At 43.1% G+C, this 20,435-nt stretch carries 13 protein-coding genes; 10 read left to right on the forward strand and 3 right to left on the reverse strand.

The features are described from left to right. The first annotated feature begins 1 nt into the window (after position 1). On the forward strand, positions 2–1,108 hold the full coding sequence (alr, locus tag HMPREF1154_RS11055) for an alanine racemase (protein WP_009642697.1): 1,107 nt from the start codon (positions 2–4) through the stop codon (positions 1,106–1,108). 49 nt (positions 1,109–1,157) lie between these two features. Here alr and HMPREF1154_RS11060 read toward each other — a convergent pair whose 3' ends face one another. After that, positions 1,158–2,408, reverse strand: coding sequence for an ABC transporter permease (locus HMPREF1154_RS11060; protein ID WP_034567413.1), 1,251 nt, complete (start codon positions 2,406–2,408; stop codon positions 1,158–1,160). A 23-nt stretch (positions 2,409–2,431) separates the two neighbouring features. Between HMPREF1154_RS11060 and HMPREF1154_RS11065 the strand changes: the two genes are divergently transcribed. From HMPREF1154_RS11065 to HMPREF1154_RS11105, 9 genes are all read left to right on the forward strand, one after another. Then, a complete protein-coding gene (locus HMPREF1154_RS11065) occupies positions 2,432–3,649 on the forward strand; it encodes an exo-beta-N-acetylmuramidase NamZ family protein (RefSeq protein ID WP_009642691.1) in 1,218 nt (405 codons plus the stop codon). Positions 3,650–3,854: 205 nt separating this feature from the next. Beyond that, a complete protein-coding gene (gene lpxD, locus HMPREF1154_RS11070) occupies positions 3,855–4,889 on the forward strand; it encodes a UDP-3-O-(3-hydroxymyristoyl)glucosamine N-acyltransferase (RefSeq protein WP_009642677.1) in 1,035 nt (344 codons plus the stop codon). Positions 4,890–4,925: 36 nt separating this feature from the next. Continuing rightward, positions 4,926–6,323 carry a bifunctional UDP-3-O-[3-hydroxymyristoyl] N-acetylglucosamine deacetylase/3-hydroxyacyl-ACP dehydratase gene (locus HMPREF1154_RS11075; protein ID WP_009642676.1) on the forward strand — a complete coding sequence of 466 codons (1,398 nt, stop codon included), beginning with the start codon at positions 4,926–4,928 and terminating at the stop codon, positions 6,321–6,323. Between the two features lies 1 nt (position 6,324). Beyond that, on the forward strand, positions 6,325–7,134 hold the full coding sequence (gene lpxA / locus HMPREF1154_RS11080; RefSeq protein WP_009642690.1) for an acyl-ACP--UDP-N-acetylglucosamine O-acyltransferase: 810 nt from the start codon (positions 6,325–6,327) through the stop codon (positions 7,132–7,134). Positions 7,135–7,227: 93 nt separating this feature from the next. Then, positions 7,228–9,219: a M3 family metallopeptidase gene (locus HMPREF1154_RS11085; protein WP_009642685.1), complete on the forward strand. Its 1,992-nt coding sequence runs from the start codon at positions 7,228–7,230 to the stop codon at positions 9,217–9,219. A gap of 98 nt (positions 9,220–9,317) precedes the next feature. After that, positions 9,318–11,933 carry a DUF6493 family protein gene (locus HMPREF1154_RS11090; protein ID WP_034567414.1) on the forward strand — a complete coding sequence of 872 codons (2,616 nt, stop codon included), beginning with the start codon at positions 9,318–9,320 and terminating at the stop codon, positions 11,931–11,933. Between the two features lie 151 nt (positions 11,934–12,084). Continuing rightward, on the forward strand, positions 12,085–12,288 hold the full coding sequence (locus tag HMPREF1154_RS11095) for a hypothetical protein (protein WP_009642696.1): 204 nt from the start codon (positions 12,085–12,087) through the stop codon (positions 12,286–12,288). A 63-nt stretch (positions 12,289–12,351) separates the two neighbouring features. Then, positions 12,352–15,003 (forward strand): DUF6493 family protein, encoded by a 2,652-nt coding sequence (locus HMPREF1154_RS11100; RefSeq protein WP_009642672.1) that lies wholly within the window; start codon positions 12,352–12,354, stop codon positions 15,001–15,003. An 86-nt stretch (positions 15,004–15,089) separates the two neighbouring features. Next, positions 15,090–17,819 carry a DUF6493 family protein gene (locus HMPREF1154_RS11105; RefSeq protein WP_009642678.1) on the forward strand — a complete coding sequence of 910 codons (2,730 nt, stop codon included), beginning with the start codon at positions 15,090–15,092 and terminating at the stop codon, positions 17,817–17,819. A gap of 77 nt (positions 17,820–17,896) precedes the next feature. Here HMPREF1154_RS11105 and HMPREF1154_RS11110 read toward each other — a convergent pair whose 3' ends face one another. Together HMPREF1154_RS11110 and HMPREF1154_RS11115 are read right to left on the reverse strand one after the other, a co-directional pair. Next, the gene (locus HMPREF1154_RS11110) at positions 17,897–19,402 is read right to left on the reverse strand and encodes a RagB/SusD family nutrient uptake outer membrane protein (RefSeq protein WP_009642683.1); all 1,506 of its coding nucleotides are present in this window, start codon (positions 19,400–19,402) and stop codon (positions 17,897–17,899) included. Positions 19,403–19,413: 11 nt separating this feature from the next. After that, positions 19,414–20,364 (reverse strand): TonB-dependent receptor, encoded by a 951-nt coding sequence (locus tag HMPREF1154_RS11115; RefSeq protein WP_009642668.1) that lies wholly within the window; start codon positions 20,362–20,364, stop codon positions 19,414–19,416. Positions 20,365–20,435: the final 71 nt, after the last annotated feature.

Raw genomic sequence — 20,435 nt, forward strand, 5'->3', positions numbered from 1 at the left:
AATGTCAGTACAAGAAACTACTTTGGAGATTCGCTTGGACTATCTCCAACACAATGTACGCCAACTCAAAAAATACCTCAAGCCAGGCACACGCTTCTTGGCTGTGGTCAAGGCAAACTCTTACGGCAATAGCTCCGTAGAAGTAGCCAAATACTTAGAAGAAAACGACTTAGCGGACGAGTTTGCCGTGGCTTTCACCTCCGAGGGTATCGAGCTACGAGAGGCGGGAGTTACCCGTCCGATTCTGGTCTTCCACCCGCAACTGGTAGATTTCGAGCAGCTTGTCCAGTACAACCTTGCCCCTACACTTTATTCCAAAAGGCTGATCACTCATTTTATAGACTTTGCCCAGCAGAAAGGATTACACGAATATCCCTTTCACCTCAAGTGCAATTCGGGCATGAACCGCTTGGGTTTCTCTCTTGAGGAGATAGATGAGATTTGCCAGCTACTCAAGGGACACCCTGAGCTAAAAGTAAGAACGGCTTTCTCTCACCTTTTGGCATCAGAAGACCTCGAAGCGCGCCCTTTTATGGAAAAACAGATTGCCTTATTCAAGGCTTTCCAAAAGAAATTGGAAGCACACTTCTCTCATAAGATTATCTACCACAATTGCAATACTTCGGGTATACTCAACTACCCTGAGGCGCATTTTGATATGGTGCGCAGCGGTATCGGTATGTATGGCTTTGCCAACGACCCGCGCCTGCAAAAGGACTTTAAGCCTATCACCACGCTCAAGAGTATCATCTCTCAGATTCATACGATCAAAGCGGGAGATTATGTGGGCTATAACTTTGGCTTCCAAGCCCAAAAACCTATGCAGATAGCCACCATTTCCGTAGGCCATGCCGATGGGCTTAATCGTATCTATGGTAAAGAAGTAGGATTTGTATTCATCAAGGACAAACGCTGTCCTATCGTTGGCAATGTATGTATGGACATGATTATGGTAGATATCACAGGACTTGATTGTGAGGAAGGCGACGAAGTGGTCATCTTTGACGAGCGCCACACCAGCGAAACCCTCGCCGAAACCGCCCAAACGATCTCCTACGAGCTGATCACCTCCCTCTCCCGACGTATCAAAAGGGTATTCATTCAGTAGTGGTTAGTTGCTAGTGGTTAGTGGTCAGAGACTAACCACTAACAACTAATCACTCAAACTTGATAGCTCTAATAGGCGAAATCTTACTTACGATATAGGAAGGAATCAGTAGCATCAGCAGACAGACTACCAATATCCCTATATTGAGTGCCAGTATATACCACAAGTGTATATAGATAGGCACTTCCGACACATAATAGATGGATGGGTCGAGCTTCAGCGGCGTAAAATAATATTGTATACCTAGCAATCCCAGCCCTATAAGATTGCCCCAAAATAACCCTAAACCAATGAGGTAAGCAGCATTGTAGAGAAAAATCTTGCGAATACTCCAGGAAGTTGCCCCCAAGGCCTTGAGCATGCCTATCATTGGGGTACGCTCTAGGATAAGTACTAGTATAGCGGTGATCATATTCACCCCTCCTACAATCACCATGATACTAATGATAATCAGTATGTTAAGATCAAAGGTGTGAAACCATTCAAAGATTGTGGGGTATTTCTGAGCAATGGTCTGTGAGTCGTACTCCGCTGGTATATGATCATAGATATAGGCTCCCGTACGCTCCATTTGGTCAAAGTCCTTAATATAGACCTCAAAAAGCCCTGCTTGTTGCGCTGACCACTTATTTATCTTCTGTAACTGACGGATATCTACAAGTATATAAGTTGCATCAAACTGCTGAAAACCAGAACTGTATATCCCTGTTATGGTGAAATTGCGTTGGTTGGGGATCCCCATATTGTCCTCTCTTAGAAAAAGGGTATTGCATGTATCTCCTACCGAAAGCTCCAGGCGATTGGCTAAGTATTCGGATATAAGTACTTCGTTACTAATGGAGTCAGAAGCAAAATCAGGGAGCTTTCCTGCCTTGAGATAGCCTTGCATATATTGCGGATCAAAGTCCTTCCCTACCCCCTTGGCGATGATGCCTTCAAAAGTTTTCTCGGTGCGTATGATGCCCCCTTTGGTAATAACGGCTTGTATATGAACTACTTTCTGCCCACCCCGATTGAAGAATTGGGGATCCGTATAGAAGTCTTCTTCCATAGAGATAGGCGCTACCGACACCTCCGAACGGTTGGTATCGTAGTTAAATATCTGAATATGACCATTCAGTGAGGCTATTTTCTGCCGAATACGCTCTTGCAAACCACGCCCTGTGGCTATGGCTATGAGAATCATCACCACCCCAAGGGCTATAGCACTAATAGCTATTTTGATAATTGGAGAAGAAATACTACTTTTGCCCCCCGAATTATGCACCATACGACGGGCTATAAAAAACTCAATATTCAAAATATAAAAAACGCAAATTTAGAATGAGCAAAATTACACTTTTTTTATTATTTATGGGCATCTTTGGCCAACTTTCTGCTCAAAATATTTCTTTTAAGAAATACGAATATGTAGGAACAGGTGCCAGCCAGCATTACCAATACCTCCCCATGCTTGCAGGCAAGCATGTCGGAGTGGTTACCAATCATACTGGAATTATCCAAAAGATTGTCCATCAGAAGGATAGCACCATCACTGTGCAAAATGAGCATCTAGTGGATTTTTTGCTTTCAAAGAAAGTTAAAATCGATAAGGTTTTCGCCCCCGAACATGGCTTCCGCGGCACTGCCGATGCAGGCGAGGTAATCAAGGACGGAGTGGACGCCAAAACCAAACTGCCTATCGTCTCCCTCTATGGCAAGAACAAGAAGCCTACCGCCGAACAGCTCAAGGGGATTGAGGTGATGCTCTTTGACCTACAGGACGTGGGGGTACGTTTCTATACCTATATCTCTACCCTACACTATGTCATGGAGGCTTGTGCTGAGAATTACATCCCTTTGGTGATACTCGACCGCCCCAATCCAAACGGACACTTTATGGATGGGCCTGTACTGGAGCCTGCCTACAAGAGTTTTATAGGCATGCACCCCGTCCCTGTCGTCTATGGCATGACCATCGCCGAATATGCCCAGATGATTAACGGAGAGAAATGGCTCAAAGGGGGCTTGCAATGTAACCTGAAGATTATTCCACTAAAGAGTTATGACCGCAAGGCCATCTATCCGCTCCCTGTAGCGCCTTCGCCCAACTTGCCCAATGCAACAGCTGTAAATCTCTATCCCAGCCTATGCTTCTTTGAGGGTACTCAAGTGAGCATGGGGCGCGGTACCAAGTGGCAATTCCAGATTTATGGCTCTCCTTACTTGGAAAAAACAGCCTTTACCTTTGTTCCTAAGCCCAATGCTGGAGACAAAAACCCAAAATTCAACGGGCGTACCTGCTATGGGGAAGACCTCACCCAGACCCCTCCCCTCTCCCAGCTGAACCTCTCTTGGCTTATCAAGGCTTACGAGCAAACCTCTGGGGTCAAAACGCCTTTCTTTACCTCTTCTTTTGACAAATTAGCAGGTAACAAAACCCTCAAAGAGCAACTCCTACAGCACAAAACTGAAAAGGAAATCAGGGATAGTTGGCAGAAATCCCTTAAGGACTTCGCTAAAATAAGACGAAAATACCTGCTCTACCCCTCTGATTTCTAAACTAATCTCGTAGGGGCAAAGTCCTCGAAAGCGGAGCATGTGAGGCGATTCACCCCTACTTCACTAAATTTGTGAAGAAAATTATCAAAAAAATAGCTGCTATATGAATTTTATTTTTTATTTTTGTGCCATCAAAAGTAGGTGTTTGTCCCATACAACGCCTTTTATACAGGTAAACAACTGTATTACAAGAACTTAAGTCTTTATGTCACATAAATTCAAAGCAAGTCAAATTGCCCAAGTCCTCAATGGAACACTTGATGGCGACCCTGAAGTAGAAGTCTATAAGCTGGCTAAAATAGAAGAGGGTAGCCCTGGTGCCATTACTTTCTTGTCCAATCCTAAGTATCGCCCTTTTATCTATACCACTACAGCTTCTGTTGTGATTGTAAAAGATGATTTCCAACCTGAACAACCGCTACAATCTACCCTCATTAGAGTGGCAGATCCTTATTCTGCTTTTACACAACTACTCGAATTCTATAACCAAATGCGTATCTCCTCCAAAGTGGGAATAGAAAGTCCTGTCTCTATTGACCCTTCTTCTTCTCTTGGGGAGAATGTATATATAGGGGCTTTTACTGCTATCGGGGCGCACTGCAAAATAGGTAATAATGTAAAGATATATGCCAATACTACCATTGGTGACCATGTAACTATTGCTGATAACACAATCATTTTCAGCAATGTAGCTATCTATGCCGACTCAGTTATCGGAGCTAATTGTATCCTCCATTCAGGAGTAGTTATCGGAGCTGATGGCTTTGGCTTTGCCCCTCAGGAAGATGGTTCTTACAAGAAAATCCCCCAGATAGGCAATGTTGTCATAGAAGACAATGTGGAACTTGGTGCCAATACTACTATTGACCGTGCCACCATGGGTTCCACCATTATACGCCAAGGGGTCAAGATTGACAACCTTGTACAAATCGCTCACAATGTGGAGGTTGGCGCTCACACAGTGATTGCCTCCCAAGCGGGAGTTGCTGGTTCTAGCAAAATAGGTAAACATTGTAGCATAGGCGGACAAGTGGGGATCGCAGGACACTTTACCATAGGAAACAATGTCAAGATTCAAGCCCAATCGGGTATCGGCCGCAATATCAAAGACAATGAAGTAATACAAGGCTCCCCTGCCTTTACTTATATGGATTACAATAAGTCTTATGTGGTCTTTAGAAAACTTCCTGAATTGCTTAAGAAAATTGACGAATTAGAAAAGAAACTCAACGAAAAATAATATAACTTAAATTACGTAATTTAAAATAATTTGCTTGTGAAACAATATACATTAGCAGCCCCCGTTACCCTACAAGGAAAAGGGCTTCATACTGGAAAAAATGTAACCCTCACACTCAAACCTGCCGCCGAGAATACTGGTTTTGTATTCGTACGTGTGGATTTGGAAGGTAGCCCTATCATTGAAGCCGAAGCGGCTTATGTAACCAGCACCGAAAGAGGTACCGTATTGGAGAAAAAGGGAGTAAAAATTCAGACTTGTGAGCATGTCTTAGCCGCTTTAGTGGGTATGAACTTGGACAATGTCTCTATCGAATTGGATGCTCCTGAACCACCAATCATGGACGGCTCTGCCAAATACTTTGTAGAGGCTATTGAGAAAGTGGGCATTGTGGAACAACAGGCCGAACGCAACGAATATATAGTACGTGAGGTCATCTCTTACAAAAACGAAGAAACTGGCTCTGAGATTACTGTTATCCCTGCCGACGAATATCAGGTAACCACCATGGTAGATTTCGGCACTAAGATTCTCGGCACTCAGAATGCTTATATGAATACCCTTTCCGAGTTCAAGAACGATATCGCCTCCGCGCGTACCTTTAGCTTCCTACATGAATTGGAAGTACTCCTAGACAGAGGCCTTATCAAAGGGGGCGACCTGAACAATGCTATTATCTATGTGGATAAAGAGCCTTCTGCTGAGACTATGGATAAGCTTAAAAAGGTCTTCAACCGCGATAATGTAACGGTAAAACCCAACGGAGTTTTGGACAACATCACCCTGCACTATTCCAATGAAGCTGCCCGCCATAAGCTCCTTGATGTCGTTGGCGACCTTGCTCTAGTGGGAGTGCGCATCCGTGGAAAGGTGATAGCCAACAAGCCTGGCCACTTTACCAATACTCAGTTCGCTAAGAAATTGGCTAAAATCATCGCCAATGAGCGCAAAAATGACATTCCTAAAGTGGATATCAACCAAGCGCCACTGATTGATACCGTGGGCATCATGAAGCTCCTCCCACATCGTCCTCCTATGCTCTTAGTGGATAAGGTATTTGAGCTTTCAGACAAACATGTGATCGCTACCAAAAGCGTAACCATGAACGAGCCTTTCTTCGTAGGACACTTCCCTGGAGCACCTGTTATGCCTGGGGTACTACAGATTGAGGCTATGGCGCAAGCCGGAGGGGTGTTGATCCTCAGCACCGTTCCCGACCCTGAGAATTACCTGACTTACTTTATGAAGATTGACAATGTCAAATTCAAAAACCCTGTGCTCCCTGGCGATACACTGATATTCAAATTGGAACTACTCACCCCTATCCGTCGTGGTATTTGTCACATGCAGGGCTATGCCTACGCCAATGGCAAACTCGTTACCGAAGGGGAACTCATGGCCAAAATTGTAAAACGTGACGAAAACCAACAGTAATATGATGTATCCCTTAGTCAATATACACCCCGAAGCCAAAATCGCTCAGAATGTAGTGGTAGAACCTTTCTCTACCATCTGCAAAAATGTGGAAATAGGCGAAGGGACTTGGATAGGCCCCAACGTTACTATTATGGAGGGGGCACGCATCGGGAAGAATTGTAAGATCTTCCCTGGGGCGGTCATCTCTGCCATTCCCCAAGACCTTAAGTATAGGGGGGAAGAGACCACCACTCATATTGGAGACAACACCACCATTCGCGAGTGTGTGACTATCAACAAGGGAACCATAGACCGCATGCGTACTGTAGTGGGTAACAACTGCCTGATCATGGCTTACTCCCATATCGCACACGATTGTATCGTGGGGGACAATTGTATTTTCTCCAATGGCACCACCCTCGCCGGACACGTAACCGTGGGCGATTGTGCTGTAATGGCTGGTATGACGGCTGTCTATCAGTTCTGCTCTATCGGAAGCTATGCTTTCGTTACTGGGGGTTCCTTAGTAGGTAAGGACGTGCCTCCTTATGTCAAGGCCGCCCGCAATCCACTCTCTTATGTAGGGGTCAACTCCATTGGGCTACATCGTCGTGGTTTCTCTACTGAAAAAATCCGTGAAATACAGAACATTTATCGTATTCTTTTCCAAAAGAAACTCAGCACCTCCCACGCCTTAGACTATATAGAGGCCGAAATGGAAGCTACTGTGGAGCGCGACGAGATCCTACAGTTCGTCCGCCGTTCCCAACACGGTATTATGAAGGGTTATGCAGGCATAACCCCAGAGGAAAACGATAAAACTTTTTAAAATTCCAAATTCTATATCATAGGGGCGAATTACCATTCGCCCCCTTTTATTATAGTAATTAACCTTTCATTTTTCACTATTAATTTTTCACTTATGTTTGATTCCGCTCCTTTTTCGCATTTTGCGCCCACCGACTACCTACCAGCCATCCAAAAGGCTATTACTGAAAGCCTTGTTGAAATAGCCCATATTACTCAAAACCCTGACCCTGCTACTTTTGAAAATACAATAGCGGCTTTGGCTTATGTAGGTTTAGATCTTGACCGACTCACGGCCATGTTCTTCAACCTCAATAGTGCCGAGACCAACAAAACCTTACTGGCAGAAGCCCAGCGTATCTCTCCCCTACTCTCCGACTATAGCAACGATATCCGCCTGAACGAAGCGCTCTTCAGGCGAGTAAAAGCCGTCTATGACCAGCGTGGAGACTTATCACTCACCGCCGAACAACAAACTCTTTTAGAGAAAACCTACAAAGGGTTTACCCGCAATGGGGCTAATTTGTCGCTTAATGACAAAGAACGTTTGCGCGAAATAGACAAGCAATTGGCTTCGCTCAAGTTGAAATTTTCCGAGAATGTACTCTCTGAAACTCAGCACTACCAATGGGTGATTACTGACAAAGAACAACTCAGTGGATTGCCCGACTTTGTCCTTGAGATGCTCGCTCAAGAAGCCCAAAAGCGCCAACTAAAAGGCTGGGTCATTACCCTAGATATGCCTATCTATACCGCTGTGATGAAGTATGCCGATAACCGCGCCCTACGCCAAAAGCTCTTCACCGATTATCACAGTCGTTGTGCGGGAGAGAGTGCCTTTAGCAATGAGGCCAATGTCTTGCGTATTGCTGAGCTACGCCAAGCCCGTGCTACCCTCTTGGGCTATCCTTCTTATGCGGCGTTCGCCTTGGAAGAGCGTATGGCAGAAACTCCCGAAAAGGTGATGAGCTTCCTCAATGAGCTGTTAAGCAAAGCCAAACCACAAGCGCTCAAAGAGTTAGAACAGCTCAAAGCTTTCTCTGGCCTTACTGACTTTGAGCAGTGGGATTTTGCTTACTATGCGGAAAAACTCAAGCAGGAGCGTTACCAGATTGACGACTCCCTGCTCAAGCCTTACTTGGCTCTGGACAAGGCCATAGAGGGTATGTTTGCCGTAGCACATAAGCTCTACGGACTTCATTTCTCCCTTACCGATGAGGTAGAGACCTACCACCCCGAAGTGCAAACCTACAAGGTAACCGATGAGAATGGCCTTTACCTCGCCCTTCTCTATACCGATTTTTTCCCACGTCCTGGCAAACGCAACGGGGCATGGATGACCTCCTACAAAGAACAGTATATTGATAAGCAGGGCAATGATTCCCGCCCTCATATATCCATAGTGTGCAACTTCACCCGTCCCACCACTTCTGCCCCTTCTTTGCTCACCTTCGGCGAGCTAACAACGCTCTTCCATGAGTTTGGCCACGCCCTCCATGGCATGCTCTCCAAGGTTACTTACCCTTCACTGAGCGGTACCAATGTAGCCCGTGACTTTGTGGAACTCCCCAGTCAACTGATGGAAAACTGGTGTTATGAAGAAGAGACTTTGCGCCTTTTTGCCTCGCATTATCAAACGGGTGAGCCTCTGCCTATAGAATGGGTACAAAAGATAAAAGAAGCCAGCGCCTTTATGGAAGGTATCCTAAGCGTACGCCAGCTCAATTTTGGGTTCCTTGATATGGCTTGGCACACCTACCCTCATTTAGAGCGCTTGGAAAGTGTACGCCCTTTTGAACAAGAAGCCACCAAAACGACCCAGCTCTATCCCCCTATTGAAACCATGTGTATCTCCCCCGCCTTCTCTCATATTTTCAGCGGAGGCTATGCCGCAGGCTATTACAGCTATAAGTGGTCGGAGGTATTGGATGCTAATGCCTTTGAAGCCTTTAAGCAAGCAGGCATCTTCAACATAGAAGTCGCTACGGGCTTCCGTCGAGAAATACTTGAAAAGGGCAGTAGCGAAAAGGAAAGCCTGCTATACAAGCGTTTCCGTGGTCAAGACCCCACAGCCGATGCCCTTATCAGAAGAGCCTTCGGGGAATGATAAACGAAGCGTAAAGCTAGCAGATACTTGGAGCTGGCTATGTGGGTGAAAAACTATTCACTATTCATTTTTCACTATTCACTTTTAATTTTTCCCCTATGAACGATTCCCTACTTTCCGCTATTAAGACTCACGATTTTGCTACTATACGCAACATTTGCTTTGCGTTCTCTCAGGAAGAAAGACAAGAGCTAAAGAGTTATCTTGCCCGAAAAAACTTCAACTTTATCTTTCGGGAAGTCCTCGAAAAAGAAAAAAGATACCATTTCTCTAATAAGGAATTAGCCCTTATCTCATACACTATTATGTGTGTGTGCAATACCTTAAGGGAGGTAAGAAAAATAGAACTTTTCCAGAATATTGAACCTTATGTAAAGGGGAATTATTACTATTTCCTATCTTCTTTAGAAGACGAGATTTTATTAGATTTCGTCCAGTCTCCGCAAGGGGCTTATATGATAGAAGGTATTCAGCTAATGTTCAAGGACAATCCACTGAAGATGTCTTTTCAAATACTTTGGTCAGCATACAAGGCTGGGTATATTGCTCTTAACGAGGAAATTTTTATACATAAAATGTATGGCTTCAATTGTTGGTTTAAGTCAGAAGATCATCTTACGGAATACCTACTGAAATACCCAGAAACAGTTGTTCTTTTCCCTTCTGTACCAGCGTATATCCAAGATACTATATTTGCTACCGAGGAATGGAAAAAAATATATCATACGCTAAACGAAAGAGGATATTTCACTAACAGAAACTCTATTCTCCACGCTTTTATAGAAGCCCTACTCAACCCTTGGAAGAAAAATGTGTTGGATATGTATTGCCGTTGGATAGAAGCCCTCGAACCCTCCCCCAAAGAGCTTTTAGCTAACCAACACACCCTTTTTGCCCTCCTTAGTAGCGATAAAACCTCGGTAATCAACTTTGCCCTCAAGCTCATCAAACAAATAGCCAACGAAAAAGACTTTGATTTTCAAGCCTTTGCCGACAACTTTACGCTGTGTTTTGCTACCCCAAAAATCGCCAAGTCACAACTCATAGGTTTAAATATATTAGAAAAATACTACAAAAAACAAGCTCCTACCCATATAGACTACCGCGACCAATTGGCGGTACTCTTCACCATACCCGATGCAAAGCTCCAAGAAAAAGTCGCTATCCTGCTTACCACCTATTTTAACAACGAAAGTCTCTGTGAGGTCATAGCTCCTTATCAGGATTACCTAAAACCCTCTGCTCTCCAGCTCCTCCCTGCCTTTGAATTGTCTGACGCGTCCGACTCTTCTGAAAGCCCCGAACCATCCAATTCACCCGAAAGTCCCAACCAGTCTAATACCCATCCTCAAAAAATCGCCTATGCGGCTCGCCCCCTAGAACCTAACACCTATCCCCTAACCCCTGAAAAACTTCTCTTTCTCATTGGCGACTGTATCCGTGAGCGCTCTCCCCTTGTCTTAGATCTTTTCTTTGAGGGCTTGAACCAGTTACAAGCGCAGATCCCCACAGATTTCTCTCAGCAGATAAGCCCCTACCAAAAGCAGTTGGGCAACCAGCCTTTTGAATTTACTACCTACCGAAAGTGTATGCGCTGGGTGATCGATGTCTGGGAAGGCAAGGCCTCTCTATCCGATGATATTTTCGGCGGAAAACTCTATAATCCTATACCGTTCCTCCGCGAGAAGACCAAGCGACTGCTTCTAAAACTCAAGCAAGGAAATACCTTACCGTTTGTCAGTACCCCTACCCATAGTCCTTTTTACATAGACCCACAGGTGTATTTAGAACGCATCGCACAATATGAGAAAGCTGGCAAAACCCCTATGTGGGAAGATGTAGTTGTGGGGCTTAACCGCCTGCTCCCCTCCGAGATTACAGAAGCACAAAAGCAATTAGCCCTTTCCCTTACAGGTGAATATGCTCCTGCCTTACAGTATTACTTTGAAGTAAGCAACGCCATAGCCGTAACTGATGCTACAAGGGTGCTCTGGGGACAAGTCTTACGCTTAAAAGACATTGATGGGGTATTTCCTGAGTTGGAAATCCCACAAAAACCCAACTTACAGGGCTTAGTACGTCCGTTTTATCTGAAATATGAAGTAAAAATCACCAAAATAAAAGGGTTAGAACGAAATAAAATCATTTTGGAAGACGATTGGGATAAAAAACATAGTACTTATTCGCTCTACAATGACCTCTTAGCCAATTATTACAATGTATCTCCTATGAGCAAGGCAACAGATGAAGATATTGATTACCAACTCAGCCTGAACCCACGCTATATAGATGGTTGGCTGTGCAAGTACTTGCTCACTTATGCTCAAGGTGTGGAAGGAGAATCCCTCACCGAAGCCACTCGCGTGATGAGTCTGCTCCTTGAGCACCACTTGCCTATCTATCACGGCGGTTGGCTGATGGTTGCGACTTGTCTTTTAGCCGAAAGAAAACCCTTGCGCGACCTGGCTACCGAATATATCCTTTTAGCACTCCAAAGAGGGGAAACGCTCACCTACCTCGCTGAAGCCATCGGGACGCTTTTAGCGCATAAATACGCTCCTATTGCCCGCTTTGTAGAGTTTTTGGATATCCCTACCCACGACCCCAAAGTAAAAGGCTTCCAAAAAGCAGTAGTACAAGCCTATTTGCCTTTGGCTGAAAAACAAGAAAAGAAACCGACGAATCACAAGAAGTTAGTAGCGTTTATGGAATAGACTAAAAAGTAACAACTGTTCGGAAATTCCGAACAGTTCAGAAGAACATACTAACGGGGCTGTCCGAAAAGTCTAAAACATTGTCTTTAGAGTGTAATTTATATCTAATTTAGATGTTTTACAAAATGCACTCTATTGATAATCAGTAGCCTTGAGTTTTATTGTAGGGGCGAATGGCAATTCGCCCTCTAAAGAAGGCTTTTCGGACAGCCTCGTTGCAGGACGAGTAAGTCATCAAGAAGCTATTGAAAAAGCAACTACTGAATTTAAGAAATATCAAGTCAAAACCTTATCAACTGTAGAAGAAGATTATCTAAGAATCCTAAAGTCTTTAGAGAAAAAACTAACAAATTAACTCTTTATTTCAATAGCCTGACCTCGGTGCGATAATCTCTATTCACTATTTAATTTTTTACTTATGAAGGAAAACTTACTTTCCGCCATTAAGGCACACGATTTCAATGCGATACGTACTATTTGCTTTGGTCTTTCTCAAGAGGAACGCCTAAAGCTAAAGGTGTTTTTCCTTGATACGCCCATCACTCAAATGTATGATCTGCCCAAAAGTTGGGCTAAGAACGTACCTAACGATCGTATAGTAATGGCTTATGCCTTTATGTGTTTGAGTGATCAAAGAGAAGAGATACTCCATTTTGAGCGAAAAAATAATATCTGTCCTTGGTATGCAAAAGGGGTGTTTTACGATTTCCTTTCCACAGCTTTTTATCCAGAGCTTTTAGCGCTTATCCAAGCTCCTCAAGGGGCTTACTTGAAAGAAGAATTGCCACAAATGTATGTAGAAAATGCAAAATATATCTCTTTTGAGATGCTTTGGGTGCTGTATAAAATGGATTTGATACCTTTTAATGAAAAATTGTTCGTTGAAAACTTTTATCACAAGAATGTTTCCTATCGTGAAGAACCTTTTTTCATCGATTTGTTATTACAATACCCTGAAATAGCTACCCAAATCCTTGCAGCAGCCCCAAAATATATCTATACTTATCTATATGATACTGAATATATCTTGGCAATGTATCACATTTTGGCTAAAAATAACTATTTCACAAATCGAGATATTGTAAAGCAATACCTTCAGGCTTTGTTAAACCCTTGGAAGAAAAACATCCTCAATGCCTATTGCCGTTGGATAGAAGCTATCAACCCTACTGCTGATGAAGTAATTGAAAACCAGTATATTCTATTTTCAATACTCAGCTTGGGCAATACAGCCCTCATCAACTTTGCGATGAAGCAACTGCAAAAAGCTGCTAATGCTTCTACTTTTGATTTTCAGTCCTTTGCGGATAACTTTACCTTGTGTTTTGCTATCCCTAAGATAGCCAAATCACAGCTTATAGGTTTGGATATTTTAGAAAAATACTATAAAAAGCAAGCTCCCACTAATACTAAATACCGTGAGCAACTGGCTGTACTCTTTACTGTGCCTGAGGTGATATTACAAGAGAAAGTAGCAGGACTTTTAACTACTTACTTTGCAGAAGAAGGATTGGCGGAAGTAGTGGCGCCCTATAGAGATTATTTGAAGATTCCTACCCCTGTTTCTCTCCCCCAAGAGGAGGAGTCCCTTAATAAGGAGGCTTACCAAGATAATATTTCATCTTCATTTGAGGAGCGTTTCCCTTTGGAGGTTGGCAAGCTTCAAGTACCTACTACTGCTGATGCCTTGTTGTTCTTATTAGGGGATTGCCTTCGTGAGCGTACTGCGGGGACTATAGACCTCTTTTTTGAGGGGCTTATACAGCTGCAAGAGCGCCTTCCTGCTAATTACACTAAAGAGTTGGCTCCTTACCTTAAAAAACTGATGAAAAGTCATTATTTGGATAGTGTAACAACCATAATAAAGGGCTTTTTGTACTGCTATTCGCATCAAAAACCTCTTGAAATACCTCCTTATCAATACACTTATGAGGAGAGTAATGCTTTGAGAGAAAAACTTGATGAAGCCGCTTTTGAGGCGTATCTTCTTTGGGGTAGGCTGTATAATCATAAAACTTTTATGCCATTCCTCTTTCACAAGGCACAACTCACCTTGAAATATCTTAATGAAAAAGAGGTATTGCCATTCCTTTCGACCCCTACGCATGAGCCTTTTTATATAGAAGCCGAAATATTTGTAGATAAACTACTACAATATGAAGCTGTGAATAAGCAGCCAGACCTCCACGACCTTATAGTGGCTTGTAATAGACTGTTATTTAGAAATGTTTCGGCAGCAGCCAAAGCAAAAGCCCAAAAACTCAAAGGTACGTATGCCCCTGCTATTCAGTATTATTTAGGTATTACTGATAAAATACAACCAACTGAAGAGCTTCTTCCTCTTTGGACGCAAATCACTCGTATCAAGCACCCCGATAGAGAATTTCCAGAATTTGAAACCACTTCAGCTAAAGAGATTCCCAGTGTAGTAAAGCCTTATTACATAGGTTATGGATGGACAAAATGGAGAGACAGAGATATATTTACCTTTCATAATTACGATATAGGTTATGATGAGAAAAGCGAAAAAGGCTATTGGATAGAGCACTATCGGAACTCTTTTTCGCCCCTTTACTACAATGCTTGTGGAGGTAGTACCCCCCTATCGACAGAGGTGAATTACCTGTTGAGTTTGAACCCTCATTACCCTGATGCTATTCTCTGCGGTTATATAGCCAATAATGCTTGTGGGGCAGAAGAAATACGCAATATGCAGCTACCATTAGAAGCTATTTTGCGTTATGATTTGCGCATGCGCCACAGTGGTTGGCTGTATATAGGTGCGTGTTTGTTATACGACAAACGTCCGTCGCGAGATTTGGCTTATGAATACATACTTCAAGCCCTTACAAGAGGTGAAGATTTGCATTATGTAGGACGCTATTTAAGTGATGCATTGGCTATGCATTTTAGTCCAATCAATCGGTTTGTAGAGTTTTTAGACCGACCTACCCGCGACCCTAAAGTAAAGGCTTTCCAAAGGAAAGTTGTCGCCCTTTATTTAGAAGAAGTGAAGAAGCAGGAGAAACTCCCTCGCTATCATAAGAAATTAGCTGCTTTTGGTGATTAGATTTCAAAATCAAAATAAAATCGCTATCTTTGCCAACTAATCCGATTACTTGGTCTATATTCAAAACTTAAAACCCTAAAAGAAAAATGAATCAACCCCTCATCACCGCCATTGCCGAAGGGGATTTCTCGGCTATTCTCAATATTACGAGCCAGCTCACCGATAGTGAGCGTTACGAAACCATCGCTGCTATCAAGGGTTTAAGCCCTTATTCAGAAACAGATTTCCCACAAAAGAACGTGGATAAAAAGGATACTTATCGCCATAAAGATAGAGTTTTTCACGCGCTTAACTACGCTCTTATCACTATGGTACGTGAAGAAAGCGATATCGCCAAAGTGATGATTGATAAAGAGAATTATTTTGGTGAACCTTATCAGAAAAACCCTTATGCCATCTTAGGTTCTTTCTATTTTGAACCTGTAATAAACTACTTTACACAATTTCCGCCAGATAACTATATCAAAAAAGTACTTAAAGAACGATATAATAAAGAGATCGATGGATTGTCCTTTGGTTTCCAATGGTATTTCTATAAAAAAGGCTGGATTCCTTTTGATGAAGAACGCTTTGTAAAAAACCTTCTTGAGGTCTCTATGTTCAACCGATATGTAACCGCCGATGTAAACTTCCTCTTACAAAACCCCGAAGCCATTGAAAAGGTACTCCTACAGCTCTACCGTATTGAGACCAAAGTACTCGACCTTTCCAAGTGGAAAAGTGATAACCCCTCAAGCAAAATCAGTACCTCTGGTGTTGCCAAAGTAACTACCTATTGGGACGAGGTTTTTGAATTATTGGTGCATTATGGTTACTCAATTCCTCGTGGTTTTGTAGGGCAACTCTTGGAGTCACTACTCAACCAATGGAAGAAACCCCATCTTGATTGGCATTGTCGTTTGCTCAAATGGCTTGCTCCTACTAAGGCAGAGCTACTAACACACCAACAAACGCTCTTTGCCGTTTTGGGAACAGGAGTAGGTAGTGTGGTAAAGACCGTTATGGAATACATCGTCTCTATTGCTAATGTTCAAAAGTTTGATTTTGAGAGCTTTATGCAACAATTCCCGCTTGCCTTTACCGTAGAAAAGCAACCCAAAGCCCTCCTGCAAGGAGTAGAGATTTTGGCAAAGGAGTTCAAAAAACATGCTCCTACTGACCTTAGTTACCGCGAACAATTAGCGGTACTCTTTACCCAACCCGATGTGAAACTACAAAAAGCTGTAACCGACCTACTCACCACTTATTTCGCTGATGAGGGCTTAGCGGAAGTGGTAGCACCCTATAAGGACTATCTAAAAGGCAAAGCCCAAGAACTTCTTGTCACCCTAAGTCCTTCAGAAAATTCTGAGAACTCCCAAACTGCTTGTGCGGCTCGCACCCTAACACCTATAACCCATAATCTAACACCTGAAAAACTTCTTTTCTTCCTTGGCGATTGTATCCGTGAGAAATCAGCAGCTACTATTGATGTTTTCTTTGATGCGCTGGTGCGCTTGCAAGACCAAATCCCTACGGATTATGTAGCGCAAGTAAAGCCCTATCTCAAGCAGCTCCTCGCTCGCGAATGGTCTATGGGTACAATGCCCTTACTATACTTATTTTTAGACTCGTGGAGTAACCAAAGTATCGAACCCCTTATCTATGATATAGATAAGGAATGGAAGGAAATTCGTAGGCTCTACAAAGAGGAAAAATATTCACAAGCCGACAAACTCGATAAACTAAGAGTGATACACTATGGGGCAAATAAGGCGAAAGAGACCTTTCCTTATCTCTTCCATAAGATCGCCCACACCCTCAAAAAACTCAAAGAAAAAGATACCTTGCCTTTGCTCGCTACTCCTACACACGAACCATTCTATATAGAAGCGGAGATATTGGTGAATAAACTCTTGCAATACGAAGCCCAAGGCAAAGCCCCTGACCTCGACGACCTAATTGTTGCCTGCAACCGTCTGCTCTTTTGGGAGGTTTCAGCAGCAGCCAAAGAAAAAGCTCAACAGCTCAAAGGCGACTATGCGCCTGCTATTCAGTATTACTTAGATCTTACTGATAAAATACAATTAAACGAAGCACTTTTACCATTATGGACGCAAATCACCCGCCTAAAACACACCGACGCAGAATTCAAAGTATTTGAAACTACTCAGGCAAAGGATATCCTTAGTGTAGTAAAGCCTTTCTATATCCGTTATGGTTGGGAGAAAAGAACTTATGCCAATGGTGAAGTAGGCGAAGAGTTCACCTATCACTGCAATCATTATTACAAATATGGCAAAGATAAAAGCCGTCCTACTCTTTACAACTATTACAATGCCAATGAAGGGGGACGTAGCTTTGCCCAAGAGGCGGAATATAAGCTAAGCCTCAACCCACACTATCCTGATGCGCTCCTCTGTGCTTATATTGCCCCGTCAGCGACAATGAATGAAGCCGATAATATACGCGATATGACCCTACCCTTGGAGGCTGTACTGCGTTACGACCTACGGGTGCGCCATAGCGGTTGGCTGTATATAGGGGCGTGTCTGCTCTTTGAAAAACGTCCGTCACGGGATTTGGCGTATGAATATATCTGTCAGGCTATCGCCCACGGGGAAGACCTTAGTTACTTAAAGACTTACCTTTCCCAAGTACTGGCTTGGGATTACCTACCTATCCCTCGCTTTATAGAGTTCTTAGACCGCCCCAATCCACCAGCAGTGAAAGCCTTTGGGAAGGAAGTAATAGCACTCTACTTGGAGGAAGTGAAGAAGCAAGACAAGTTACCGAGAAATCACAAGAAAATGACAAGTATAGTGACTAACGACTAATAACTAATGACTAATGACAAGTAACTAATAATTAGTTACTTATCACTAGTCATCGGTCATTGGTCTCTGATTACTAATTACTCGTTTTGTATCATATTAGGATTGGATTCCATTTCGGCTTTAGGAATTTGGTAAATCCATTTTTCACTTTCTGCGGGTACTTCTACCTTGAGCAAGTGGTTAGAGCCTGCCTCATAGCGGTTAATACCTGTCTTCCAGCGTTTCCAATCGAAGAAAGATGTACCCTCTCCCCATAGCTCTATACGACGTTGTAGGCGTACTTCCTGGCGAAGTTGTTCTTGAGTGGTAAGAGCAGAAAGGTCATAGGCGGTATCTTCGCGGTTGTCCCTTACCAAATATTCCAAAGCTGTTTTTGCTCCTGCGAGATTGCCTTGTTCTACCAAGGCCTCTATATAGAGTAGGTAAGGATCTTCCCTACGAAGGTAGCAATAGTCGCTAGTAAAGTCGGTATTGGTTACATACTTCACATTGGCATACTCAGGCAAGTGCGGATTCATGGCTCGGTACTTAGCTGCTATATCAGGGAACAAGGTTTCGTTGATATACAACTTCTTACGTACATCTTTGTTGCCTATTTTAGCATAGAGATTGCTATAGATAAGCTTGAAAGCACCTCCACCTGCATAACTACTAGGCATACTGTTGTCCATGTGTGCATAGAAAGAGTTCCAGTAGGTTCTTGTCTCTTGGGTGATGTCAAATCCCCATAGCCAAGAGTTCATACTAATATCCCATTTCCCAGCCTGTACGTCCGCACTGGAGGTAAGCGAAGGTCTATCCCCTTCAGTAGCAACCAGAGCATAGCGCTGTACCTCTGGCCAATTTCCTTGGCAAGCATAGATCTTTGCCAAGTAAGTTGCTGCCACCGCCTTATCTGCATCAGTCTTGTTATCAGGGGTAATCTGAAAGCGATCATCATCCACCACCGTTAAGTCTGCTATCATTTGGTCATAGACCTGTTGCACTGTAGCACGAGGGAGCTTGTCGTCCCCAGGGTTAAGCATAAGGGGCACTCCTAAACTTCCCTGATTCCCTATATAGGTCTTGGCAAAGGTATTTACCAAATAGTAATAAAAGATAGCGCGCATGGTCTTAAGCTCTGCATATTTTTGGTATACCTCTTGCTCTGTATTTGTATCAGGAGCTGTAGGAAAATAATCGGCTAAGACGGTATTGATAGAACTGATCTGCTTGTACAAGAAATTCCATACAAAAGCTGGACGACGGAAGTTGGCTTTCTTATTGTCAAAGTTATAGTCAAAGATAAACCAGCTACGAGAAGCCTGTACAAGGTCTAAGCCTGTATGGTCAAAACCTGCATCTACTGCCTTGAGCCCAAAACCATCGTGGTTGGAATTCTGAGTGGCAGCATTGTTATTATAGATTCCTCTGAGTTCTATATCCAAGAGTTGTTTTTTATTTTTTGCATTGCCTTGAAGTTCTTTTTTCCTTTGGTCGGTCAAATATTCATTCACCTCTGGGTCAAAAAAATCCTTAGCACACCCTACAAACAAAACAGAGAGTAGGGCCATGGAAGCTATTTTCTTTATTTCTTTTTTCATAGGTCAAAATTTTAAAAACTAACAGATAATCCCATAGAAACGGTACGAATAGGGCTATATACCGCATAGGTATTGGTTCCTGCTATACTTGCACGAGGATCTAAGCCTTGGCGTTTGCTCCACAAATACACATTATCGGCAGAGATATAGTAGCGCAATCTGCTCAATTTTAGTTTTTCAGTTACCTCAGGAGCAAAGGTATAGCCCAAGCTCAAGTTTCTTAAAGAGAGATAAGAGGCATCTATAAGAAAACGATCAGACGTGGTTACTATATTTTGGCTATTGAATTGTAGACGAGGCACATCGGTATTGCGGTTCTCTGGTGTCCAACGCTTGCGAATATCGGTATGCCAGCCTCTACCATTCCCACCTGTCTGCATAAGTCCTAAATACTGAGAATCATAGAACTTACCACCCAACTGGTAAGAGAATTGCAAGGCCAAATCAAAGTTATAGAAATGCAGCGTAGTACCGAAACCTCCTTGCAAATCAGGTATAGCGCTACCTGCATACTGCAAGCTATTGACAGACTCATAATCAGCACTTTGCTTTAATTCAAATTGTCCTGTTGCCTGATTCTTTATCCAATATTGGGCATCTCCATTGTCAGGATTTACCCCTGCCCATTTGACCATATAGAAGTCGTAGATACTTCCTCCTTCTTTCATAATCTGGTTGCCACGAGTAAAGCCCTTTTCTCTGAGTTCCTCAGGAAGTCTTGTAACTGTATTCTTATAGTGCAAACCGTTGAAATTGAAAGTCCAAGTAACCCTATCGGTCTTCACAGGAGTTAGCCCTATGGAGAACTCAACTCCTTGATTCTTCATATCAGCCACATTGCGAGGTTCAGAGGTAAAACCAGTGGAAGCTGGTACAGGCATATTGAATAACAAGTCATTGGTCTTTTTATAGAAAAAGTCAGCTTCTATAGTTAGGCGGTTATCCCATAGGGCAGCTTCCACCCCTGTATTGAAGTTGCCACTCTCTTCCCAAGTAATATTTCTGGAGGTGATTTAAAAAGTATGATGAAGTA

The sequence above is a fragment of the Capnocytophaga sp. CM59 genome (genome assembly GCF_000293175.1).
Lineage (GTDB): Bacteria > Bacteroidota > Bacteroidia > Flavobacteriales > Flavobacteriaceae > Capnocytophaga > Capnocytophaga granulosa.